General features: G+C 72.4%; 21 protein-coding genes. 13 read left to right on the plus strand and 8 right to left on the minus strand.

From position 1 onward, the window contains the following. Positions 1 to 20 precede the first annotated feature (20 nt). Together B0I31_RS10800 and B0I31_RS10805 are read right to left on the minus strand one after the other, a co-directional pair. Positions 21 to 674, minus strand: a complete 654-nt coding sequence (locus B0I31_RS10800; RefSeq protein ID WP_219910657.1) for a response regulator — start codon at positions 672 to 674, stop codon at positions 21 to 23. Further along, positions 671 to 1,714 carry a sensor histidine kinase gene (locus B0I31_RS10805; protein WP_219910658.1) on the minus strand — a complete coding sequence of 348 codons (1,044 nt, stop codon included), beginning with the start codon at positions 1,712 to 1,714 and terminating at the stop codon, positions 671 to 673. The genes B0I31_RS10800 and B0I31_RS10805 overlap by 4 nt, the downstream gene beginning before the upstream one ends. A 71-nt stretch (positions 1,715 to 1,785) precedes the next feature. On the opposite strand from B0I31_RS10805, the gene B0I31_RS10810 reads away from it, so the two are divergent. Beyond that, the gene (locus B0I31_RS10810; protein ID WP_245949800.1) at positions 1,786 to 2,448 is read left to right on the plus strand and encodes an HNH endonuclease family protein; all 663 of its coding nucleotides are present in this window, start codon (positions 1,786 to 1,788) and stop codon (positions 2,446 to 2,448) included. Positions 2,449 to 2,473: 25 nt separating this feature from the next. Here B0I31_RS10810 and B0I31_RS40500 read toward each other — a convergent pair whose 3' ends face one another. Next, positions 2,474 to 3,265, minus strand: a complete 792-nt coding sequence (locus B0I31_RS40500; RefSeq protein WP_181320092.1) for a hypothetical protein — start codon at positions 3,263 to 3,265, stop codon at positions 2,474 to 2,476. A gap of 149 nt (positions 3,266 to 3,414) precedes the next feature. Here B0I31_RS40500 and B0I31_RS10820 point away from each other — a divergent pair, with 149 nt between their 5' ends. Both B0I31_RS10820 and B0I31_RS10825 read left to right on the plus strand, forming a co-directional pair. After that, positions 3,415 to 4,905: a CYTH and CHAD domain-containing protein gene (locus B0I31_RS10820; protein ID WP_106615429.1), complete on the plus strand. Its 1,491-nt coding sequence runs from the start codon at positions 3,415 to 3,417 to the stop codon at positions 4,903 to 4,905. A gap of 87 nt (positions 4,906 to 4,992) precedes the next feature. Then, positions 4,993 to 6,576 carry a beta-N-acetylhexosaminidase gene (locus tag B0I31_RS10825; RefSeq protein WP_181320093.1) on the plus strand — a complete coding sequence of 528 codons (1,584 nt, stop codon included), beginning with the start codon at positions 4,993 to 4,995 and terminating at the stop codon, positions 6,574 to 6,576. A 6-nt stretch (positions 6,577 to 6,582) separates the two neighbouring features. On the opposite strand, the gene B0I31_RS10830 is transcribed toward B0I31_RS10825, so the two are convergent. After that, complete coding sequence (locus B0I31_RS10830) at positions 6,583 to 7,890, minus strand: aldehyde dehydrogenase family protein (protein WP_106615174.1); 1,308 nt, start codon at positions 7,888 to 7,890, stop codon at positions 6,583 to 6,585. 131 nt (positions 7,891 to 8,021) lie between these two features. Between B0I31_RS10830 and B0I31_RS10835 the strand changes: the two genes are divergently transcribed. The 5 genes from B0I31_RS10835 to B0I31_RS10855 are packed head-to-tail and all read left to right on the plus strand — an operon-like array spanning position 8,022 to position 11,646. Then, the gene (locus tag B0I31_RS10835) at positions 8,022 to 9,434 is read left to right on the plus strand and encodes a GAF domain-containing protein (protein WP_106615175.1); all 1,413 of its coding nucleotides are present in this window, start codon (positions 8,022 to 8,024) and stop codon (positions 9,432 to 9,434) included. 5 nt (positions 9,435 to 9,439) lie between these two features. Then, on the plus strand, positions 9,440 to 10,039 hold the full coding sequence (locus B0I31_RS10840; protein ID WP_106615430.1) for a ribonuclease FAU-1 family protein: 600 nt from the start codon (positions 9,440 to 9,442) through the stop codon (positions 10,037 to 10,039). Then, positions 10,036 to 10,650, plus strand: a complete 615-nt coding sequence (locus B0I31_RS10845) for a nucleoside/nucleotide kinase family protein (protein WP_181320094.1) — start codon at positions 10,036 to 10,038, stop codon at positions 10,648 to 10,650. Before B0I31_RS10840 ends, B0I31_RS10845 begins: the two co-directional genes overlap by 4 nt. Before the next feature lie 14 nt (positions 10,651 to 10,664). Continuing rightward, entirely contained in the window at positions 10,665 to 10,940 is a 276-nt protein-coding gene (locus B0I31_RS10850; RefSeq protein WP_106615176.1) for a DUF6412 domain-containing protein, read from the plus strand. A gap of 37 nt (positions 10,941 to 10,977) precedes the next feature. After that, on the plus strand, positions 10,978 to 11,646 hold the full coding sequence (locus B0I31_RS10855; protein WP_106615177.1) for a YidC/Oxa1 family membrane protein insertase: 669 nt from the start codon (positions 10,978 to 10,980) through the stop codon (positions 11,644 to 11,646). On the opposite strand, the gene B0I31_RS10860 is transcribed toward B0I31_RS10855, so the two are convergent. Both B0I31_RS10860 and B0I31_RS10865 read right to left on the minus strand, forming a co-directional pair. Further along, positions 11,555 to 12,589 carry a fatty acid desaturase family protein gene (locus tag B0I31_RS10860; RefSeq protein ID WP_245949801.1) on the minus strand — a complete coding sequence of 345 codons (1,035 nt, stop codon included), beginning with the start codon at positions 12,587 to 12,589 and terminating at the stop codon, positions 11,555 to 11,557. The two genes, B0I31_RS10855 and B0I31_RS10860, sit on opposite strands and share 92 nt — an antisense overlap. A 32-nt stretch (positions 12,590 to 12,621) precedes the next feature. Continuing rightward, entirely contained in the window at positions 12,622 to 14,163 is a 1,542-nt protein-coding gene (locus B0I31_RS10865; protein WP_106615178.1) for a PucR family transcriptional regulator, read from the minus strand. 114 nt (positions 14,164 to 14,277) lie between these two features. Here B0I31_RS10865 and pruA point away from each other — a divergent pair, with 114 nt between their 5' ends. Both pruA and B0I31_RS10875 read left to right on the plus strand, forming a co-directional pair. Continuing rightward, positions 14,278 to 15,903, plus strand: a complete 1,626-nt coding sequence (gene pruA / locus B0I31_RS10870) for an L-glutamate gamma-semialdehyde dehydrogenase (protein WP_106615179.1) — start codon at positions 14,278 to 14,280, stop codon at positions 15,901 to 15,903. Between the two features lie 2 nt (positions 15,904 to 15,905). Next, on the plus strand, positions 15,906 to 16,829 hold the full coding sequence (locus B0I31_RS10875) for a proline dehydrogenase family protein (protein ID WP_106615180.1): 924 nt from the start codon (positions 15,906 to 15,908) through the stop codon (positions 16,827 to 16,829). On the opposite strand, the gene B0I31_RS10880 is transcribed toward B0I31_RS10875, so the two are convergent. Next, on the minus strand, positions 16,809 to 18,125 hold the full coding sequence (locus B0I31_RS10880; protein ID WP_181320095.1) for a tetratricopeptide repeat protein: 1,317 nt from the start codon (positions 18,123 to 18,125) through the stop codon (positions 16,809 to 16,811). The genes B0I31_RS10875 and B0I31_RS10880 overlap by 21 nt on opposite strands. Positions 18,126 to 18,318: 193 nt before the next feature. Here B0I31_RS10880 and B0I31_RS10885 point away from each other — a divergent pair, with 193 nt between their 5' ends. From B0I31_RS10885 to B0I31_RS10895, 3 genes are all read left to right on the plus strand, one after another. Further along, a complete protein-coding gene (locus tag B0I31_RS10885) occupies positions 18,319 to 19,992 on the plus strand; it encodes a bifunctional 3'-5' exonuclease/DNA polymerase (protein WP_106615182.1) in 1,674 nt (557 codons plus the stop codon). 94 nt (positions 19,993 to 20,086) lie between these two features. Continuing rightward, positions 20,087 to 21,484 (plus strand): carbohydrate-binding protein, encoded by a 1,398-nt coding sequence (locus B0I31_RS10890; protein WP_106615183.1) that lies wholly within the window; start codon positions 20,087 to 20,089, stop codon positions 21,482 to 21,484. Positions 21,485 to 21,543: 59 nt separating this feature from the next. After that, a complete protein-coding gene (locus B0I31_RS10895; RefSeq protein ID WP_106615184.1) occupies positions 21,544 to 22,212 on the plus strand; it encodes a helix-turn-helix domain-containing protein in 669 nt (222 codons plus the stop codon). Here the strand turns inward: B0I31_RS10895 and B0I31_RS10900 are convergent. Further along, positions 22,194 to 23,057, minus strand: coding sequence for a hypothetical protein (locus B0I31_RS10900; RefSeq protein ID WP_106615185.1), 864 nt, complete (start codon positions 23,055 to 23,057; stop codon positions 22,194 to 22,196). The two genes, B0I31_RS10895 and B0I31_RS10900, sit on opposite strands and share 19 nt — an antisense overlap. Positions 23,058 to 23,185 lie beyond the last annotated feature (128 nt).

Raw genomic sequence — 23,185 nt, forward strand, 5'->3', positions numbered from 1 at the left:
ACGGTGTCCGGTCTCCGTCTTCAGACCGAGCGCGGCCGGACCAGCCCCACTTCGTAGGCCAGCACGACGGCTTGGACGCGGTCGCGGAGGCCGAGCTTGCGCAGCACGGCGGACACGTGCGTCTTGATCGTGGCCTCGGTGAGCACGAGGTGCTCGGCGATCTCGGCGTTCGACAGGGCCAGCGCGACCAGCCGGAGCACCTCGACCTCACGGCCGGTCAACGCGTCCAGCGCACGGGGCGAGGGTGCGGGGAGGGTGTCGACGAAGCGGTCGAGGAGGCGGCGGGTGACCGATGGCGCGAGGAGGGCGTCGCCGCGGGCGATGACGCGGACGGCTTCCACGAGCTCGGACGGGCGCACGTCCTTGAGCAGGAACCCGCCCGCGCCCGCGCGCAGCGCCGCGTACACCGAGTCGTCCACGTCGTAGGTGGTGAGGACCAGCACCCGGGCCGGGCTGCCGGACGTGACGATGCGGCGGGTCGCCTCCAGGCCGTCCACACCGGGCATCCGCACGTCCATGAGCACGACGTCCGGGTCCAGGGACGCGGTGAGGGCGACCGCTTCCGCGCCGTCAGCCGCCTCACCGACCACGTCCAGGTCGTCGCGCGACTCCAGGATCATCCGGAAACCGCCGCGCACCAACGCCTGGTCGTCGGCGATGAGCACGCGGATCACGCGGTCACCGCCAGCGGCAGGCGGGCGTGCACCCGGAAACCGCCTTCGGGCAACGGGCCCGCGTCGACCGTGCCGCCGAGCAGCGCCGCGCGTTCGCGCATCCCCGTGATGCCGCGACCGAATCCCGCCACACCGCCCCGGCCGTCGTCGCGCACTTCCAGTTCCAGCACGCCGGAGTCGTTGCGCACCACCACTTCGGCACGGCCGGCGTGCGCGTGGCGGAGGGTGTTCGTCAGCGCCTCCTGCACGATCCGGTAGGCCGACAGGTCGACACCGGCGGGCAGCGGCACGGGGTCGAGGCGCACGTCGACGTGCAAACCCGCGGCCCGCAGCGGTTCCACGAGTTCGGCCAGCCGGTCCAGCCCAGGACGTTTCTCCGGCCGCACGGCGCCGAGGAGCTTGCGCAACTCCTCCAGCGTCGCCCGACCCGTCGCGTCGATCGAGCGCAACGCTTCCCGTGCCCGGTCGGGCCGTTGGTCGAACACGTCGTCCGCCGCCGCGGCCTGCACCACGATCACCGAGACGCCGTGCGCGATGACGTCGTGCAGTTCCCGTGCGATCCGCGCCTGCTCCTCACCGACCGCGCGTTGCGCCGCTTGCGCCAACGCGACCCGCCGATTGCGCACCGCTTCACCCACCGCGCACACCACCACCGCGACCGCCATCACGAACTGCGTGTCCTCGGCGGTCGTGGTGCGGAAGTTCAGCGAGATCACGCCGAGCAGCAAGACCAAGGCGGGCAAGGAGAACCGCGGCGAGCGCGCGGCGGCCAGCGAGCCGATGGCGACGAGCGCGGCGAGCGGGAACACCGTCAGCGGCGCGACGAGCTGCACGACCAAGCCGCCGACCAGCGTGATGGCCATGACCAGCACGGGTTTGCGGCGGCGCCACCACAGTGCGGCACCGGACGCCAGCGCCACGAGTGCGGCGGGTACCGCGATCGCGGCCGTGAAGGCGGACGTCGCCACGACCGTGAACGCGACGAGCACCCCGACCAAGGCCGGCACTACCACGTCGAACGACTGTCGAAGGCGGCGCACGTCCGGGATTATTCCGGACGATTTCGGCCCCGGTGTTCCGGTCGGGGCGATCATCGCTGATCATGGGGAGCATGAGCGGCAAGCGGTCGGCGGCAGTGATCAGCGGTGTCCTGGTGATCTTCATGATCATCGCCGGTTGCGGCACCGACCTGTTGCTGCCCGACACGTCGTCAACGGCCACCGTCCCACCGGGCCCGGCCGCGCCCGGCGACGACCCGGCCGCGCAACTGGCGGCGTTGACCGTGGCACCCGAGGCGAAGATGGCGGGCTACAGCCGCGACCGCTTCCCGCACTGGAGCAGTCAGGGCGACGGGTGCGACACGCGGGACGTCGTGCTGCAGCGGCAAGGTGCGGACGTGCGGACCGGTAACGGTTGCAAGATCACGTCGGGGACGTGGACGAGCGCGTACGACGGCAAGGTCGTGACCGACCCGGGCGAGCTGGACATCGACCACGTCGTGGCGCTGGCCGAGGGGTGGCGTTCGGGCGCGGACAAGTGGACCGACGAGCAGCGGGAGAAGTTCGCCAACGACCTCGGCGGGTTGCAGTTGATCGCCGTGACGGCGAGCAGCAACCGGGCCAAGGGCGACCAGGACGCGGCGAAGTGGAAGCCTCCGGTGGAGACCTACTGGTGCACGTACGCGCGGGCCGTGGTTTCGGTGAAGACGCTGTACGCGCTGACGGTGGACGAGGCGGAACGCGACGCGCTGGCCGTCATGCTGAAGACCTGCTAGGACGCAGGGCTCGGAGCGAGAGGGCTCAGGGGCGCAGGGATTCGAGCTGGTCGACGATGTCGGTGTGGGCTTCGGCGCGGCGGACCCAGGCGGCGAAGCCCGAGGCAGCCGAGGGGATCTCGCCCAGCGGGGAGATCGGGTCCGTCACCCCGTACTCGAGGCGGTAGGCGACCAGGGCGACGGCGGCTTCGACCCAGCGTGACGGGTCGGGGCTGGTGATCTCGCCCAGGCCCACGCGGAACCACAGGGGCAGGCGGGTGTCGGCGGCCAGGGCGCGGTCCAGGCGGTGGCGGGCGATGTCCAGGATTTCCTCGCGCGCCTTGTCGCCTGCCATCACCGCCTCCGCGCGCCACGGCTCCTCGGCGGCCAGCTGGTCGGCGGCCAGTCGTCGGTCGGCGGCCATCGCGCCCGCTTCCTGCGCGGTGACCCGCCACTCCAGGTTCTGCACCTCGTGCTGCAAGGCGTCGCGCTCGAAGCGCGGCATCCGGCCGGCCGACAGCTTGGCCAGGCCCGCGTCCATCTGCTCCTTCAACGACTCGTACTCGGCGACCTCGGCCCGCAGCTCGGCGCGGACGGAGTCGGCCAGCAGGTCCTGCTCGGCGTCCCAGGCGGCGCGCAGCGCGGCCACGGTCTCGGTGATGCCCTCGGTCGAGTCGAGGTCCTCGTCCGGGCCGGACCCGGCGCCGGACAACCGCCGTTCCAGCACGAGCAGGCGGGCGCTCACCCGACCGAGCTCGGCCGTCAGCGCCTGGGTGGTGGCGACGAGATCAGCGACGGTCGGCTCGACCTCGTCGAGCCGTTCCTTCTCAGTGGGCACGCGATCCAGCCAACCGCACCGGGAGGTCCAGTCCAGGGACGAAACCGGAAGACCACGCGTACGGGCCGACACAAACCCCCGGCCTGGTTAACGGGCGATCACGCACGGTGACACGTCTGAACAGCGGTCGAACGGTGTATGTCTTGTACATGTCAACGTCGGTGCACGAGACGGAACGCAAGTACGAGGCGGCCGGTGGCACCGCGCTGCCGGACCTGGCCGACCTGCCCGGCGTGGCCGCCGTGGCGGGCCCGGAGGAACAACGACTGGAGGCGGTCTACTACGACACCGCGGACCTGAGGCTGGCACGGGCCGGCTTGACGTTGCGCCGCCGCACGGGCGGCGACGACGCGGGCTGGCACCTGAAGCTGCCCGCGGGCGTGGACACGCGGGAGGAGGTGCGGCTCCCACCAGGCCGCGCGGCCAAGCACCCGCCCAAGCAGCTCGGCTCGCTGGTCCAGGTGCACGCCCGCGGCAACGAGCTGGCGCCGGTGGCGCGCATCCAGACGACGCGGCAGCGCTGGCAGCTCGTGGACGACAAGGGCCGCCTGCTCACCGAGGTGGTCGAGGACCTGGTGTCCGGGCAGGCCCTGGCGGACGACTCGCCGGTCGACTCGTGGCGCGAGATCGAGGTGGAGCTGGGCGAACGCGGTGACGTCGCGCTGCTGGACCGGGTCGAGGCACGGCTGGCGGACGCGGGCATCAGTCGGTCCACCTCGTCGGCGAAGCTGACCCGCCTGCTGGCCGACCGGATGGCCACGACCACGCCGCCGAAGCCGAAGGCGCCGGCCAAGTCCGCCGGTGACGTCGTGCTGGCCTACCTGCGGGAGCAGGCCGACGCGTTGAAGCACCAGGACCCGCGGGTGCGCCGGGGCGAGGACGACGCCGTGCACCAGATGCGGGTGGCGACCCGGCGGATGCGCAGCGCGCTCCAGGCCTTCGGCACGATCGTGGAACGCGACGACACGCGTCAGCTGACCGAGGAGCTGAAGTGGCTCGCGGGCGTGCTCGGCGAAGCCCGTGACCTGGAGGTGCTGCGGACCCGGTTCGAGGGCGCCGTCGGCGCGCTCGACCGGGAGCTGGTGCTCGGCCCGGTGCGGGCGCAGCTCACCCGGCACTTCGGCCCGCTGGAGGCCGCCGCGCACGAGTCGGCCGTGGCGGCGTTGGACAGCGACCGGTACTTCGCCCTGCTGGACGCGGTCGACGCGTTGATCGCCGACCCGCCGTTCACGGCGGTGGCGGGTCAGAAGGCCACGAAGGCGCTGCCCGCGCTGGTCGACAGGACCTACCGCAGGCTGGCGAAGCGGGCCGAGGGCGCGCACGACGACTTCGAGCTGCACGAGGCGCGCAAGGCGGCGAAGCGGCTGCGGTACGCGGTGGAGGTGTCCGAACCCCGGTTCGGCGAGCGGGCCAAGAAGTACCGCAAGAAGGTCAAGGCGGTGCAGGAGCTGCTCGGCGAGCACCAGGACGGCGTGGTGGCGCGGCCGGTGCTGCGGGAACTGGGCGCGAAGGCGCAGCTCGACAACGAGAACGGCTTCACGTTCGGCCTGCTGCACGGTCTGGAGACGGCCGCGGCGCAGCGCGTCGAGGACCGGTTCCCCGCTGTGTGGCGTGCTCTCGGCAAGCCGAAGCTGCGGTAATTGGTCTGGACCTTGACACCTCCTGGTGCGGCTGAAACGGTGGCGTGAGCCGCCGCTCGGTGATCCACGCTGGCCAGGAGGACGTCAGTGCTTCTTACAGAAGGCGCCGGACGGCGCGGGTTCGGTCGAGTGCTCGTCGCGTTGCTGTTCGTCGGCGCGGTGGGCGCGGCGGTTCCCGCCCAAGCAGCTCCGGAGACGCCGTTGCAGCACATCGTGCCCGCTCCCGTCACAGTCACACCGCGACCGGGCGTGACGTTCACGCTCGGCCCGGACACCAGGATCCACACCCAGCCCGGCTCGGCCGGGGCGCGGCAGGTCGGCGAGTTCCTGGCGGGCGTGCTGCGCCCGTCCACGGGCTACCGCCTGCCGGTCGTGCCCGGTGCGTCCGGGCGGCACATCTCGCTGCTGCTCGTCGGCGCGGACCCCCGCGTCGGCGCGGAGGGCTACCAGCTCGACGTGACCAAGCGGGGCGTGCTGATCCGGGCGCGAACGGCGGCGGGCCTGTTCGCGGGCGTGCAGACGTTCCGCCAGCTCCTGCCCGCGAAGGTGGAGGCGAAGACCAGGCAGCGCGGTCCGTGGACGGCGCCCGGCGGCCGGGTGCTGGACTACCCGCGCTACGCCCACCGGGGCGCGATGCTCGACGTGGCCAGGCACTTCTTCTCGCCCGACGAGGTCAAGCGGTACATCGACCAGATCGCGCTCTACAAGATCAACCGGCTGCACCTGCACCTGACCGACGACCAGGGCTGGCGGCTGGAGATCAAGAGCTGGCCCAACCTCACCGCGCACGGCGGCAGCACGGAGGTCGGCGGCGGTCCCGGCGGCTTCTACACCCAGGAGCAGTACAAGGACCTGGTCGCCTACGCCGCCGCACGGCACATCACGGTGATCCCGGAGATCGACATGCCGGGCCACACCAACGCCGCGCTGTCGTCGTACCCGGAGCTGAACTGCGACGGCGTCGCCCCGCCTCTCTACACCGGCATCGAGGTCGGCTTCAGCTCCCTGTGCATCGACAAGGACATCACCTACAAGTTCGTGGACGACGTGCTGCGCGAGGTGGCCGCGTTGACGCCGGGCGAGTACCTGCACATCGGCGGCGACGAGGCGCACGCCACCACCGACCCGGACTTCGACCTGTTCATGGACAAGGTGCTGCCGCTGGTCGCCAAGCACGGCAAGACCGCGACCGGCTGGCACGAGTTCGTGAAGTCCGGTCCGCCCGCGTCGGCGGTGCCGCAGTTCTGGGGCACGAAGACGGTCGCGCCGGACATGGTCGCCGCCGCCGCGCGCGGCAGTCGGATCGTGCTGTCGCCCGCGACCAAGGCGTATCTGGACATGAAGTACGACGCCGACACCAAGCTCGGGTTGAGCTGGGCCGGGTACACCGACGTGCAGGACGCCTACGACTGGAACCCCGGCGCGTACATCGAGGGCCTGCCCGCCGAAGCGGTGCGCGGTGTCGAGGCGCCGCTGTGGAGCGAGACCATCACCAACACGGCCGACCTGGAGTACCTGGCGTTCCCGCGGCTGCCCGCGATCGCCGAGCTGGGCTGGTCGCCGTGGTCGACCCACGACTGGGAGAAGTTCAAGGTCCGGCTGGCGGCGCAGGCCGACCGGTGGGACGTGATGGGCGTGAACTACTACGCCTCGCCGCAGGTGCCCTGGTAACCGGGTTCAGCCCTGCTCGACCAGGATCGTCTTCGTCCGCTGGTACTGGTCGAGCAGGGCGCGGTGGTCTTCGTGGTCGTCGCCGGACCGGAAGGTGTTGACCCGCACGCGGCGTGCGGCGACGCGTCGACCGGCCCGGAAGCCCACGCCCGCCTCCCTGGACCACAGGCCGACGCCGGGCGCGGCGGCGCCCAGCTCCTTCACCGCGTCGTCGAAGTGGTCGAACGCGCTCACCCACACCACGGGGCCGACGAGGTCGGACCGGCAGACCCGCGACTCGCCCACGATGACCGTCGGCTCCAGGTAGCACCCGCCGGACAGCTCGCCGCCGAGGTCCGCGGGCCCGCCGCCGCACAGGACCCGGGCGCCGTCCCGCTCGGCGACCTCGATCATGGACAACGTCCGGTCGAGGTGGTTGCGGTTGATCACCGCCCCGACCGCGGTCGCGGTGTCGAGGGGGTGGCCCTGCCTGGCCGTCCGCGCGCGCTCGGTGGCGTCGGCCAGGAACCGGTCGTGGATCGGGCTCTGGACGAGCGCCCGGTCGAGGGCGAACGTGGCGAAGCCCTCCAGCGCCCGGTCGTAGAACGCGTCACGGCTCGCGGCAACGTCGGCGAAGAAGACGTCCGCACCCCTGCCGACCGGCGGTTCTTCCCCACCGACGCCGTTGACGACGTTGACCACGCCCGGCGGCAGCAGGTCGGCGACCAGGTCCACCAGCGCGTGCACCACCGCGGGCGCCTCCTCGGCCGGTCTGAGCACCGCCGGGTTGCCCGCCGCCAGCGCGGGCGCGAGGTCCGCGGCGACCGTGAGCAGCGGGGAGTGCCACGGGACGAGCCGGTCGACCACCCCGAGCGGCTCCCGGAAGTGGTAGGCCACCAGGTCGTCGCCGAGCTGCGTGACGCCGCCCTCCTGCGCCCGGATCACCGCGGCGAAGCGGCGGAAGCAGTCCACCGCGCTGGCCAGGTCGGCCAGCGCCTCGCGGACGGGCCGACCGGTGTCCCAGGTCTCGGCGACGGCCAGTGCCTCGACGTGGTCCTCCACGCGGTCGGCGATCTCGTTGAGCACGGTCGCGCGCTCGGCGGGCGGCGTGCGGCCCCACCCGCGTGCGGCGGCGTGCGCGGCGGCCAACGCGCGGTCCACGTCCTCGGCGGTGCCGCGGGCGATCGCCGTGAACACCTCACCGGTGACCGGGGTGCGGTCGAAGAAGTAGCCGCCCTCGGCCGGCGGCACGTACTCCCCGCCGATGAAGTGGTCGTACCGGTCCCGGTACGACCCGACGCCGCCCCGCTCGCCCGGTGCCGCGAACCTGCCCATGACGCCTCCCCGCGTTGATCGACGGGAGCAGCGTGGACGGCACAACGTTGCAGTCGCGTTGCACCCGAACGGACCAGCGATTCGCTTGCCGCGACCGGCGCGGCCGGGTCATCCTGGTCGGGGAGGCGCCCATGCAACCGGACCCGCGACGGCTCGCGCGCGTGCGCGAGACCGTGCTGAGCGGGGATCGGGCGCGCGGGGCGCGTGAGCTGATCGTGGAGTCGTGGCGGCGCTCGCTGGCCGCGCGGGTCGACCCGGACCGGCACGAGCCGCCGGTGGTGCTCGACCCGGCCGAAGTGGTCGAACGGCGTGGCGCGCACCCGCTCGCGGCGGCGCTGCCGGTGCTGCGCGAGACGTTGGTGGGCATCGCCGACGAGGCCGAGCACGTCATGATCATCACCGACGCGGACGGCAACATCCTGTGGTGCGAGGGCGCGAACTCGGTGCGCGGCCTGGCCGAACGGGTCCGGCTGACCGAGGGCGCGTGCTGGGCCGAACCCGCGATCGGCACGAACGCGATGGGCACGGCGCTGGCGGTGGGCCGTCCGGTGACCGTGCACTCCGCCGAGCACCTGGTGCGGACCTACCACGGGTGGACGTGCGCGGCGAGCCCCGTGCGCGACCCGGACACCGGCCGCACGATCGGCGTGGTCGACGTCAGCGGCCCGTTGCGCAGCACGCACCCGGCGATGGTGGCGCTGGTGTCGGCCGCGGCACGGCTCGCGGAGGGCCAGTTGCAGGTGCGGCAGGCCGCCCGGGACGAACGGCTGCGCTCGGTGAACATGCGGCACCTGATCGGCCTGCGCGGCGAGCCGGGCGCGCTGCTGAGCCCCAGCGGCCGGGTGCTGGCCGCCGAACCGCACGGCCTGCTGGCCACGCGGGTGGACGTGCACGACGGCAGCGTGCGGCTGGCCGACGGACGGGAAGCGGTCCTGGAGCAGTTGGACGAGGGGTATCTGCTGCGGGTGCCACGACAGGGCACCCGAAGACCCGTGCTGTCGCTGCGGTTCCTGGGCGGGGCGAAGGGTTCGCTGGACGGGCGGGCGCTGCCGCTGTCGTTGCGGCACGCGGAGCTGTTGACGGCTCTGGCACTGCACCCGCGCGGGCTGACGGCCGAGCAGCTGGCGTTGCGCCTGTACGGCGAACGCGGCAACCCGACGACCGTGCGGGCGGAACTGCACCGGCTGCGCGCGCAGTTGGGCGGGGTGCTGCTGACCAGGCCTTATCGGCTCTCGGCGGACGTGCGCGGTGACTTCCTGGCGATGCGTGACGCCCTGCGTGCCGGTGATGTCGGCACGGCCGCGGCGGCGTACCGGGGTGAGCTGCTCCCCCGGTCCGAGGCGCCGGTGGTGTGCGAGGAGCGGGAGGACCTCGCGGCGGCGTTGCGCCGGGGCGTGCTGGAACGCGGTGACGTCGAGGCGCTGTGGGCGTTCGGGCTGGTGACCGAGGACGTGACGGTGCTGGAACGCCTGGTCCTGCTGCTGCCCCGCACCGATCCGCGCCGAGAGGTGGCGACCACCCGTCTGAGACGCGCACTAGATTGATCAGCATGGGGTACTTCCGGCCGGGGGACGTGGCGTTGCGCCGCGAGGTGCTGCACGGCGAGCCGTGGGTGGTGACCCCGACGAGAGTGGTGGAGGACGGGCCTGACCTGCTGGTCGTGTTCACCGCGCCCGGCACCGGGTTCGGCTTCTACCCCCACCCGCGCACGCACCACTGGCAGGAGTTGGGCCGAACGCACTGGAAAGGCATCGGCAAGCTGCAACTGCACCGACCCGGCGACGCCTACTCGGTCGACCTGTACTGGCAGGGCGAGCAGCGCCGGTTCGCGGGCTACTACCTGAACCTCCAGGCACCGTTCCGCCGCACCGCCCTCGGCTTCGACACGCTCGACCACGCGCTGGACTTCTGGGCACCGGTCGACGGCGACTGGCAGGAGCTGGACCGCGACGAGTTCGAGCAGATGGTCGCCGACGGCAAGTACGACCCCGACGAGGCCGAACGCATCCGGCGCACCGGCAAGGAGGTCGAGGCGATGCTGACGGCCGGCACGACCTGGTGGGACCCGGCGTGGGCGTCCTGGGAGCCGGACCCGGACTGGCCGGTGCCCGTGCTGCCCGCCGGCTGGGAGGACCACCCGCTGCCGTGAAGGTCGTCCCCCTCTCGCCGCAGACCCTCGTGGCCGAGCTGGTCGGGCGGATCGACGCGTTGCCGCGCACGACGTGGGCGCGGGTGCTGGTCGACGGCGCCCTGCCGACCAAGCCGGGCGAGCTGGCGGACGCCCTGGTGGAGCCGCTGCGCGCGCTGGGCCGTCCGGTGCTGCGGGTGTCGGCGTGGGACTTCCTGCGGCCCGCGTCCGTGCGGCTGGAGTACGGGCACGAGGACCCGGACTCGTTCCGCGACTCGTGGCTGGACGTGGGCGGGCTGCTGCGCGAGGTGCTGGAACCGCTCGACCCCGGTGGGTCGGGGCGGGTGCTGCCGGCGTTGTGGAACGCCGAGACCGACCGGGCGCACCGGGCCGACTACGTGACGCTCGGCGCCGGTGGCGTGCTGCTGGTCGACGGCACGGTGTTGCTGGACAAGTGGCTGCCCGCGGAGCTGACCGTGCACCTGTGGCTGTCGTCGGGAGCGCTCGACCGACAGGTGCCCGACGAGTGGCGGTGGACGTTGCCCGCGTACGCCTCGTACGAGCCGCAAGCCGATGTGACGGTGCGCTACGACCACCCCGCACGACCCGCTCTCGTGGGTACAGTGCGGTGAGGGGAGGTGAGGGCATGACCAGGCTGCGGCTGCTGTTGGCGCTGTACCTGCCGGCTCTCTACGCCCTCACCCTGCTCAGCACGCCCACCGAGGTGCTGGCCGCCGTGACGGCCGTGGCCCTGGTCGTGCTGCTGCTCACCGCCGCGCCGGTGGTCCAGGCCGCGCCCGCGTGGGTGCGGTCGCTGTCGATCCGCGAGAAGTCCCTGCGCGCCGCGTTCCTGCGGTTGCGCGACCCCGACGCGGCGGGCCGTCCCCGTCCTCGAGCGCCCGGACTCGGCCTCAGCTCCTGAGGCCCGCAGTTCCCCGCTCTGAGGACGGAGTTCCCCCTTGTTCCACGCCCTGGGCTCAGCCCTGGCCGCGTTCGCCACGCCCGCCTTGGCCATCGTCGCGTTCACCGCCGCCGTGCGGCTGCTCATGCACCCGCTCAGCCGTGCCGCCGTGCGCGGTGAGAAAGCCCGCGCCGCGTTGGCGCCCGAAGTACGCAAGTTGACCGACAAGTACGGCAAGGACCGGGTCGAGCTCCAGGAGAAGACGCTGGAGCTGTACCGGTCCAACGGCACGTCGATGCTGGCCGGGTGCCTGCCCGCGCTGGTGCAGGCGCCGTTCTTCATGGTGATGTACCGGCTGGTCACGACCCCGAACCCGCTGCTGGACGGCACGCTGCTCGGCGTGCCGCTCGGCACGTCCTGGTTCGGGGTCTGGACGCACACGCCGGTGTTCCTGGCGCTGTTCGCCGTGCTCACGGCGGTCGCGTTCGCCACATCGCGTTGGCAGGCGGCGATCGCGGCGAAGACCGGCGGGCCGCAGCCGCCGTTCGCGCGGCTGCTGCGGCTCCTGCCGTTCGGGACGGTGCTGATCGCCGCCGTGCTGCCGCTGGCGGCCGGGATCTACCTGGTGACGACGACTACCTGGACCCTGCTGGAGCGAGCTTTCCTGTACCGCGTAGTTCAGCTCCCGCCTCGTGCAGGTACTTCAACACGTACCCGTACGACGTGAACAGGCCGCACTCCGCGTAGGACACCGACTGCCGGTGGCAGAAGTCGCGGACCAGCGCCTGCGCGCGGCGCAGGTGCGGTCGCGGCATGCTCGGGAACAGGTGGTGCTCGATCTGGTAGTTCAGGCCGCCGAGCAGGAAGTCGGTGAACCAGCCGCCGGTGACGTTGCGGGAGGTCAGCACCTGCTTGCGCAGGAAGTCGAGCTGGTGGCCCGCCTGGAGCACGGGCATGCCCTTGTGGTTGGGCGCGAACGAGATGCCCATGTAGACGCCGAACAGGCCCTGGTGGACCGCGATGAACACGAGCGCCTTCACCGGGGACATCAGCAGGAACACGGCGCCCAGGTAGACCACGACGTGCACGCTCAGCAGCACGAGCTCCAGCTTCCAGCCCTTGACCTCGCGGCGGGCCGCGGCGGCGGCGCTGATGATGTGCAGGCTGAAGCCTTCGAGCAGCAGCAGGGGGAAGAACAGGAACGCCTGGCGCTTGACGACCCAGCGGAAGAAGCCGCGCTTGCGCTCGGCCTGCTCGGCGCTGAACGCGAGGACGGCGATGTCGACGTCCGGGTCCTCGTCCTCGTGGTTGGGGTTGGCGTGGTGGCGGGTGTGCTTGCCCATCCACCAGCCGTAGCCGACCCCGATGAGGAGGTTGCCGAGCAGCAGGCCCATGGTCTGGTTGGCCTTGTGGTCGGCGAACACCTGCCGGTGGCCCGCGTCGTGACCGAGGAACGCGATCTGGGTGAAGACGACGGCGAGCACGACGGCCGGCACGAGCTGCCACCACGAGTCGCCGATCAGCACCATGGATACGCCGGTGAGGGCGAACGCGGCGAGGACGCCGACCGAGAACGTGATGTAGAAACCGATGCGCCGGTCGAGCAGACCTTGCTGCTTGACCAACCTGGACAATTCAGCGAAGTCGCTGCCGCGGGCTTGGGTGCTCACTCCCGGAGGGTACGGCGCGCGGCGCCGCCGGCTCAGCCCAGCCTGAGTTGCAACTGGGCGAACAACCGGAGCAGCGGGTCGTCGAGATCGAATCCGCCGACCTCCGCCGCACGTCGCACGCGGTATCGCAGCGTGTTCGGGTGGACGTGCAGCTTCGCGGCTGCGCTTTTGACATCGCCGAATTCGTCCAGGTACGCCAAAAGAGAACGAGCCAGTTCCCCATCGAGCCGGCTGAGCCGCGGATCGCGGATGCGTGGATGTTCACCCAAAAGGGCGAGCGTTTCACTGATCAACACCCGGGACCGGACGTCTTCGAGCGTGGCCACCTCGGCGTCGAGGTCGCGCGACATCGCGTCGAGCACGCGGTCGGCCTCGGCCCGGGAGATCATCACCTCGTCCACCGTGGGCACGGTGGAGCCGATCGCGCCCTGCACCCGCAGGCCCATGTGCTTGCGCGCGGCGGCCACGATCTCCTTGGTCAACGTGAGCAGCGGCGCCTTCGGCGGCAGGTCGGTGAGCAGGGCGTACGTGCGCCCGCTCTGCCGGCTGACCAGGGCGCTGCGCCGGTACGAGGCGGCGTGCACGGAGATCAGGCTGGTCATCTCGGCCCGGCGCAGCTCGTGCTCGGTGCGGTCGGCGTGCTCCTGGCCGCGCAGCGCGAAGACCACGACGGCGGCGGGCTTGTCCGGGTCGGCGCCGATCTGCTCGGCGATCGCCTCGGCGTCCATCCGGCCGTCGAGCAGGGACGCGAGCAGGTTCTCCCGGAACGCGGCGGCGGGCTCGCGCTGCTGGACCAGGTGCAGGGCGGTGACGCGGGCGGCGCCGAGCAGCGCCCGTTCGGCCTGCTCGGTGAGCGGCGTGGTGCCTTCCTGCACCCAGATCGTGCCCAGCGGTTGCGCGCCCGCGTGGATGCCGACGGCGATGCGGCGGCGGATGCCCAGCTCGGGCCGTTCGTCGATGCGGACGACCTCCTCGCCGGAGCGCAGGCGCTGGTAGACGCCCCACTCGCGGAGCATCTTGAGGTACGGCTCCGGGCCTTGGCGGCCGAGGATGGACAGCCGGCGCAGCTCGTCCACCTCGTCGGTGGAGCGGGAGTAGGCCAGCACCCGGCTGGCGGTGTCCTCGATGCTGACGATGCCGCCGGTCAGCGAGGCGATGGTCTGGGCGAGGCCGAACAGGTCGCCGAGGACTTCGCCCGCGCCCGCGTCGGCTGTCAGGCGGGCGTTGTGCACGACACCCCGGGCGAGCGACTCGAGGTGTTCCCAGCGGACCTCCGGCCGCACCGCCAGCAGCGCCACGCCCGCGTCCGCCGCCGCCTGCCGCAGCACCGGCGACGGCGTGTCCACCTTGACCGCCACGGCCACCGCTCCCCCGGCCCCGGCCGCCCTGACCAGCGGTGACGCCGCACGGCCGCGGGCGCCGATGACCAGCGCGAGGTCACCGGGCCGCACGTCGGGCGTGTCGTCGGGATCGAGGATCACCACGTCGAGGACGTCGGCCTCCAGCCCGTGCGGCGCGACCTGCACCTCGACCAGCGGATCACCGAGCGCGATCAGGACCTGCCGCAGGCTCATCTTTGTCCAGTTCCACAACGACGGGTGGCCAAGCCTAGACGTGCGGACAACGGGACGCATGGTTGGAAGTCCTACCGTTGGGACAACCCCAACCTTGTGGCGAAGGAGCTGCTTGTGGATGCCGTGACCACGGTCCCCGCACCGGTGAACGAGCCCGTCCTGAGCTACGCCCCCGGCACCCCGGAACGGGCGCAGCTGCAGGCCAAGCTGGCGGAACTGGCCAAGGAGCCCACCGAGCTGACCCTCACCATCGGCGGTGAGCAGCGGGTCGGCGGCGGCGAGCGCTTCGACGTCGTGCAGCCGCACAACCACCGCGCCGTCCTCGGCACGCTGCACGGCGCCACCGAGCAGGACACCCGCGACGCCATCGCCGCCGCCAAGCAGGCCGCGCCCGCGTGGCGTGCCCTGTCCTACGACGACCGCGCGGCGATCCTGCTGCGCGCCGCGGACCTGCTCGCGACCAAGTGGCGGGCCACGCTCAACGCGGCCACCATGCTCGGCCAGTCGAAGACCGCCGTCCAGGCCGAGATCGACGCCGCCTGCGAGCTGATCGACTTCTGGCGCTTCAACGTCTCCTTCGGCCGTCAGCTGCTGGCCGAGCAGCCGCAGTCCTCCCCCGGTGTGTGGAACCGCACGGACCACCGCCCGCTGGAGGGCTTCGTCTACGCGATCACCCCGTTCAACTTCACCGCGATCGCGGGCAACCTGCCCACCGCGCCCGCCCTGATGGGCAACGTGGTGCTGTGGAAGCCGTCGCCGACGCAGAGCTTCGCCGCGCACCTGACCATGCGGCTGCTCGAAGAGGCCGGTATGCCGCCCGGCGTGATCAACCTGCTGCCCGGTGACGGCCTGGCCGTGTCCGAGGTGGCGTTGGCCGACCCGGACCTCGCGGGCATCCACTTCACCGGCTCCACCCGCACGTTCCAGCACCTGTGGGGCCAGGTGGGCGCGAACATCGCGAACTACCGCTCGTACCCGCGGATCGTGGGCGAGACCGGCGGCAAGGACTTCGTGCTGGCGCACCCGTCTGCCGACATCGACGTGCTGCGCACCGCGCTGGTCCGCGGCGCGTTCGAGTACCAGGGCCAGAAGTGCTCGGCCGCGTCCCGCGCGTACATCCCCCGCTCGGTGTGGAACCGGGTGAAGGACGACTTCCTGGCCGACGTCGAGTCGCTGACCATGGGTGACGTCACGGACCTGTCGAACTTCATGGGCGCGGTCATCGACCGGCGCTCGTTCGACAAGCTGTCCGGGGTGCTGGAGTCCGCGCACGCCGACGACCAGCTCGAAGTCGTCGCGGGCGGCACGGCGGACGACTCCGAGGGCTTCTTCGTGCGGCCGACCGTGCTGCTGGGCACCAACCCCGAGCACGAGGTGTTCACCACCGAGTACTTCGGGCCGGTGCTGGCGGTGCACGTGTTCGAGGACGCCGACTACGACACCGTGCTCAAGCAGATGGAGAGCGCCGCACCGTACGCCCTGACCGGCGCCGTCATCGCGCAGGACCGGGCCGCCATCGCGCACGCGCAGCGGGAGCTGCGGTTCGCCGCGGGCAACTTCTACGTCAACGACAAGCCGACCGGCGCGGTCGTCGGCCAGCAGCCGTTCGGCGGCGGTCGGGCGTCGGGCACGAACGACAAGGCGGGCTCGGTGCACAACCTGCTGCGCTGGGTGAGCCCCCGTTCGATCAAGGAGACGTTCGCGGCTCCGACCTCCTACCGCTACCCGCACCAGGGGTGATCATGCTCCGCTCCGCGCTGCTCGCCGCCTCGCGCTCCGGGTCCATCCGCGAGCTGGTCGAACGCACGCCGCTGACCAGGCCCGTCGTCAAGCGCTTCATCTCCGGTGACGACGTGGACGCCGCCGTCCGCACCACCGGCGAGGTGCTGACCGACGGCCGGTACGTCACGCTGGACCACCTCGGCGAGGACACCAGGGACGCGGCACAGGCCACGGCCACCGTCGAGGCGTACCTGGACCTGCTGCGCAGGCTCGAACTCGCCGGGCACACCGAGCGGGCCGAGGTGTCGGTGAAGCTGTCCGCGGTGGGCCAGTTCCTGCCCGCGGACGGCGAGAAGATCGCGTTGGAGAACGCCCGCCGCATCTGCGCGGCGGCGGGCGCGGTCGGCACCACGGTCACCCTCGACATGGAGGACCACACCACGACCGACTCGACGCTGGGCATCCTGCGCGAGCTGCGGGTCGACTTCCCGTGGGTCGGCGCGGTGCTGCAGGCGTACCTGAAGCGGACCGAGCAGGACTGCCGGGACCTCGCCTACGCGGGGTCGCGCGTGCGGCTGTGCAAGGGCGCGTACCAGGAGCCGGCTTCGGTGGCGTTCCAGGACAAGACCGACGTCGACCGGTCGTACGTGCGGTGCCTGAAGGTGCTGATGGCGGGCGAGGGCTACCCGATGGTCGCCTCGCACGACCCGCGGCTGATCGCGATCGCGGGCGAGCTGGCCAAGGACCGGTCGCCGGACAGCTACGAGTACCAGATGCTGTACGGCATCCGGCCGGACGAGCAGCGCCGCCTCGCCGCGGCGGGCAACCGGATGCGCGTGTACGTCCCGTACGGCGACGAGTGGTACGGCTACTTCATGCGGCGGCTGGCGGAGCGCCCGGCGAACGTGGCGTTCTTCCTCCGCTCACTGGTCACCACGGGTTAGCCCGGCCCGCTGGCGGGTGAGGTTCGCCAGGTCCACCCGGAACAGCTTCGGGTGGACCTCGGCGAGCGCGCGGTAGAGGTCGGTGGCCTCCTCCAGCGCGGCCAACGCCTCGTCGCGGTGGCCCAGCGCGGCGTGCCGCCGGCTGAGCTGGTCGAGCGCGCGGGCCAACTGCGGCGTGCAGTCGCGGTCCGCGGCGGCGACGACCCGGCACAGCGCCACGGCTTCCTCCGACACGGCGAGGGCGTCCTCGGGCCGGCCGACCGCGAGGTACCGCAGGCTCAGGTCCGCCAACGCGTCCGCGACCGCCGCGCGGTGCTCGGCGGGGTCCTCTTCGGCCAGTTCGCGGTACAGGGCGACCTCTTGGCGGGCCGCCGCCAGCGCTTCTTCGTGCAGTGACGCGAGGGCCGCGCGGGCGGCCAGCAGACCGTGCAGCTCGGCCCGTTCCAGCCGCTGGTCGGCGTCCCGCGCGAGGGTCCGGGTGAGGATGGCGGGCAGCGGGTCGCCGGCGAAGCGGGGGTCGTCGAAGACGCGGCGGGCGACGGCAGCGGCCGGTGCCGGCCACTCGGCGAGGATCCTCAGCGTGGCGGTGGTGGCGTTGTCCGCGAGTTCCGGGTGGGCGGTGAACAGCTCCTCGGCGCGGCGGCGGGCGTGTGGCAGGCGTGCGGCGGCGCGGAGCAGGGTCTCCAGGGCCTCCGGGGTGCGGTCGGGCGTGATCCGGTCGTCCAGCAGCGCGGCGGCCAGGACGTCCTCGGCGAGCCGGCCGTGCACCGGGTCGGTGGGCACCAGCCAGTGGGCGGGCGGGCCGCACACCGCGATCAGCGCCGCCAGGTGCAGGTCGTGCAACGTCGGCGCGTCGGGTGCGGCCGCGGTCGGGAGCGGGAGGCCCAGCGCGTAGGCGAAGTGGGCGCAGGCGGTGGCGAAGGACGTCTCGTGCTCGTCCGGGCACGGCTCGACGGCGAGGTGCGCGGTCCGGTAGCCGAGGCGCGCGGCGCGTTGGCTGATCGAGGACCACCACCAGCCGGTGGTCCGGGCGATGAGCAGCACGCGGGGTTGCCGCAGGTCGAGCCGGGGGACGAGGTCGGCGTCGTCCACGACCAGGACGTCCGAGCCGGTGGCGAACTGCCGGGCCAACCGCGTCTTGCCGACGCCCGCCTGGCCGTGCAGGAGCAGCACGGAGGCCGCCGCGTCGCCGGCACGCCACCGCTCCAGCTCGGCCAGCTCTTCCACGCGCCCGTGGAACGGCACCACTTCGTACCGCGGGTCCAGCAGCTCACCGGGCGACAGGGTGCGGTCCACCGGCACATCCTGCCCCCAGCCTCCGGCCACGATCGGGCGACCGCCACCACCACGCCACCACGCCCCGGCTGCGGCTTGACAACCCCATGGGGACACCCCCCCGCGAGGTCGCGTCGGTCTTCCAGGCGACCGAGCCGCGACACCGGAGGCGGCGCAATCGAACACTGTCGGACCCTGTCGGCACAATCAGGTCATGCTGGTGGCCCTGGTGTCGGAAGGCGGGAACGCGGGACGCTTCCGCGTGCTCTCCGACGCCGGGGTGCCCGAGGGACCCGTGGTGGCGACGGCGGACCTGGCGGCGGCGGTGTCCGATTTGGAGGATCGGCACCGACCCCGGTGGCTGTGGGCGGAGACGGCGGAGGTCTACCCCGACCTGTTGGCGCGCGGGGTGCGGGTGGAGCGGTGCCAGGACTTGGCGCACGTCGAGTACCTGTTGCTGGCCTACCAGGGGCGGCACGGCGAGCCGCGTGGACTGGGCGCGGCGCTCGCCCGGCTGCGCGGGCTGCCCGTGCCGGACGACCACGGGCCGCGCAAGCGCGACACCCAGCCGACCCTGTTCGAGCCCGAGCAGCAACCGCTGCCCGGTGACGCCGACCCGCTCGACGCGGTGGTCGCGGTGCACGCCGAGCAGCAGCGGCTGGCCGCCACGCTCCCGCACGCCGACCGGCTGCGGCTGCTGTTCGCGGCCGAGTCCGCCAGTGCGTTGGCCGCCGCCGAGATGACGCACTTCGGCCTGCCCTGGCGGGCCGACGTGCACGACCAGTTACTGGTGGACACGCTGGGCCCGCGCCCGGCCAACGGCGTGCGCCCGGCACGGCTGGCCGAGTTGGCCGACCGGATCACGGCGGCGTTCGGCGGCAGGCAGGTCAACCCGGACCACCCGCCGGGGATCGTGCGCGCGTTCGCCCGGGAGGGCATCGACGTCCCCTCGGCACGTGCCTGGGTGCTCAAGGGGGTGGACCACCCGGCCGTGGAGCCGCTGCTGGAGTACAAGGAACTGGCCAGGCTGTGGGTTGCGCACGGCTGGTCGTGGCTGGACGCGTGGGTCGCGGACGGGAGGTTCCGGCCGGACTACGTGGTGGGCGGCGTGGTGTCCGGGCGGTGGGCGACGCGGGGCGGTGCGGCGTTGCAGATCCCGCGCGTGCTGCGCACGGCGGTGCGGGCCGATCCGGGGTGGAAGCTGGTGGCGGCGGACGCGGCGCAACTGGAGCCGCGGGTGCTGGCGGCGTTGTCGAACGACCACAGGTTCACCGAGGTGTCGTCGGACGACGACCTCTACACGTCGTTGGCCGCGGAGGCGTTCGACGGCGACCGGGGCAAGGCGAAGCTCGCCATGCTGTCCGCGATGTACGGCGGCACGGGCGGCAACGCCGGTCCCGCGATGGCCGTGCTGCGCCGCCGTTTCCCCGAGGCCGTCGGGTACGTGGAGGCCGCCGCGCTGGCGGGCGAGCAGGGCCGGGTGGTGCGCTCGCGGCTGGGTCGCACGAGCCCGCCGCCTTCGGACGCGTGGCGCGCCATGACCGGCAGCACCGACGACGGCGAGGACGCGTTGCGCCAGTCGCGGCGGGCCGCGCGGGACTGGGGCCGGTTCACCCGCAACTTCGTGGTGCAGGCCAGCGCGGCGGACTGGACGGCGGCACTGCTCGGCGTGCTGCGGCGGCGGCTGCACCAGTCGGCCCGGGGCGCGCACCTGGTGTTCTTCCAGCACGACGAGGTGCTGGTGCACTGCCCGGCGGAATTGGCCGAGGTGGTGTGCGCGGAGGTGACGGCGGCGGGCGGGGAGGCGTCCCGGCTGGTGTTCGGCGCGACTCCGGTGCGTTTTCCGCTCAAAGCCGTGGCGGTGGACTCCTACGCCGACGCCAAGTAGCGGCTTTGGGCCGTTCGGCGCTTGAACGATCTCTGTGAGAGCGCTCTCATGAAGTGGTCGTGCCTTGGCGACTGTGACAAGGAGGTCACCGCTCATGGAGTTCAGCCCGAGCAGACGACGACGAGTCCTCGCGACCGCTGCCGCCCTGATCACCGCCGTGCCGCTGGCTGTCGTCGCCACGATGTCGGCCGACGCCTCCGTGCCGCCCACCCCACCGGGCTGGTCGCTGCAGTGGAGCGACGACTTCAACGGCTCCGCGAACACGCTGCCGTCGTCCTCGAACTGGATCTTCGACCTCGGCCACGGCTACCCGGGCGGCCCCGGCAACTGGGGCACCGGCGAGATCCAGAACTACACCAACAGCACGAACAACATCAAGCTCGACGGCTCGGGCAACCTGCGCATCACCGCGCTGCGCGACGGCGCGGGCAACTGGACGTCGGCCCGCATCGAGACCCAGCGGGCGAACTTCAAGGCGCCGGCGGGCGGCAAGCTCGCCATCGAGGGCCGCATCCAGATGCCCAACGTCACCGGCCAGGCCGCGCTCGGCTACTGGCCCGCGTTCTGGGCGCTCGGCTCGCCGTACCGGGGCAACTACTGGAACTGGCCCGCCATCGGCGAGTTCGACGTCATGGAGAACGTCAACGGCATCAACTCCGTGTGGGGCGTGCTGCACTGCGGCGTGAACCCGGGCGGGCCGTGCAACGAGACGAACGGCCTCGGCGCCAGCCGCGCGTGCCCCGGCTCGACGTGCCAGTCGGCGTTCCACACCTACCGGTTCGAGTGGGACGACAGCTCCTCGCCCAAGGCGTTGCGCTGGTACGTCGACGGCCAGCAGTTCCACAGCGTCACCCAGAACCAGATGGACGCGACCACGTGGAACAACATGACCAGCCACGCGGGCTACTTCCTGCTGCTGAACCTGGCCATCGGCGGCGCGTTCCCCAACGGCGTGGCCGGTCACGGCACGCCGACTGCGGCGACCGTGCCGGGTCACTCGATGCTGGTGGACTACGTCGCCGTGTGGACGGCGGGAGGCGGCACGCCGCCCACCACCACGACCACCACCAACCCGCCCGGCGGCAGCGGCTGGGACGCGTTCGCCGACATCCAGGCCGAGCAGGCGACGTCGCGGTCCGGAGGATCCATCGTGTCGGGTGACGGCGGTCAGGCGGTGGCGCAGTTGGCCAACGGCAACTCGCTGCGGTTCTCCGGCGTCAGGTTCGGCTCGCGCACGGCCACCCAGTTCGTCGCACGGGCCGCGTCCGGTGCGTCCGGCGGGGTGAGCGGCCTGGTCGAGGTGCGGCTGGACAGCCCGACCGCGGCACCGGTCGGCAGCTTCGCCATCGCCAACACCGGCGGCTGGCAGAGCTGGCGCACGATACCCGCGAACATCTCCGGCGTCACCGGCACGCACGACGTCTACATCACGTTCACCAGCGGCCAGCCCGCGCCTTTCGTGAGCCTGAACTGGATCCGTTTCGGCACGTGAGTGCTCGTGGCGGGCCGCGCGACCCTCCTGCCGCGCGGCCCGCCACTACCATCGTCGACGTGTACGCGGAACGCCCGTTCCCCGGTCTGGCCTGCGTGTGGCGACGGACCACGTCGTCGGCCGCCGTGGGGCGGGTCGTGCCGGACGGGTGCACCGACATCATCTACTCGACCGCCACCGGGCAGCTGCACGTGGCCGGGCCGGACACGGTCGGGCACGTGACGTCCACGGCGCCCGGGACGCTGTTCGGCGTGCGGTTCGGTCCGGGTGTGGGGCCCTCGGCGTTCGGCCTGCCCGCGGTGGAGCTGCGTGACCAGCGAGTTCCGCTGTCGGAGCTGTGGGGGCCGTCGTCCCGGCTGGAGGACGCCCTGGGTGCGGCGTCGGACCCGTGCTCGGTGTTGGCGTCAGCCGCGCTGGCACGGCTGCGGGAGACGCCGCCGGATCCCGCGGTGGGTGCCATCGCGTCGTTCTCGGGCAACGTCGGCGACCTGGCGCGGACGCTGGGCCTCAGCACCCGGCAACTGCACCGGCGCAGCCTGGCCGCGTTCGGCTACGGACCCAAGGTGCTGCACCGCGTGCTGCGGTTCGACCGGGCGGTCAAGCTGGCGTGGGAGGGCGTGCCGTTCGCCGACATCGCCCACCGCACCGGGTACGCCGACCAGGCACACCTGGCGCGCGAGGTGCGCGAGCTGGCGGGCGTGCCGCTGGGTCAGCTGATCCGGTCGTAGGCGCGCAGCGTCAGCAACGCCTCGATGGTCACCACGGGGCGCCACTCGAAGGTCGTCACCGGGGTCCAGGCGGGCCACGGGAACGTCCACCCGCCGTCGTCCCGCTGGCCCGAGGCCAACGCGTCGAGGTCCGCGTCGATCTCGTCGTCGCCGAACCACTTCCGGGCCAGGCTGTCCGGCGTCGGCGCGTAGTGGTGCGGCTTGTGCGTCTCCCCCGCCGCGTACCCCTCGTGCGCCTGCCCGTCGCCCAGGTCCACCAGCCCTTGCTCGCGCACCAACGTGCCCAACCGCTCCGCCGCCCGTTCCGCCCACGGCCGGTCGGGCACGTGGTCGAGGAAGCGGGCGCACGCGTTGGCCTCGTAGGGGTGCGTCTTGGTCAGGTCGGTGATGCGCCGCCGGCAGAACGCGGTGGCACCGTCCAGCCAGGTGTGCTCGACACCCATCTCGTGCAGGACGCTCGCCAGCAGGCCCGTGACCAGCAGGTCGGAGTCGCCGGAGGGCTGCCACCACGGCGCCCGCAGACCGTCGTGCCCGGTGTCCAGGCAGTTCGGCACCCCACCGTCGGCGTTGGTGATCGTGGTGAGGAAGTCGCACGCGGACCGCGCGTACTCGGTGTCGCCGACCTCTTCCAGCAGGGACAACGCGGTGTAGGTGTGCAACGGCTGACTGTCCGGCCCACGCCCGTCAGGCTCCAGGGCGTGCCCGAACCCGCCGTCGTCGTTGCGGTACGCCAACACGGCCGTCACCACGGCATCCCCCGGCCCACCGTCGAACAGGTACCGGAACCGCCGCTGCTCGAGGACGCGCGCGTTGAGCCACATGAAGGAACGAGCTGCTTCGATCATGCGCCAGACGGTAGGCCCGTCCGCGGCCCGCCGTCTTGAACGGATCGGACGTCCATCCCCCGGCAGGAGTAACCGTCGCGATAGCCCCAACGGGGCCGAGGCCCTGTGCCATCATCACTTGGGGCAGT

It is taken from the genome of Saccharothrix carnea (assembly GCF_003014735.1).
GTDB lineage: Bacteria > Actinomycetota > Actinomycetes > Mycobacteriales > Pseudonocardiaceae > Actinosynnema > Actinosynnema carneum.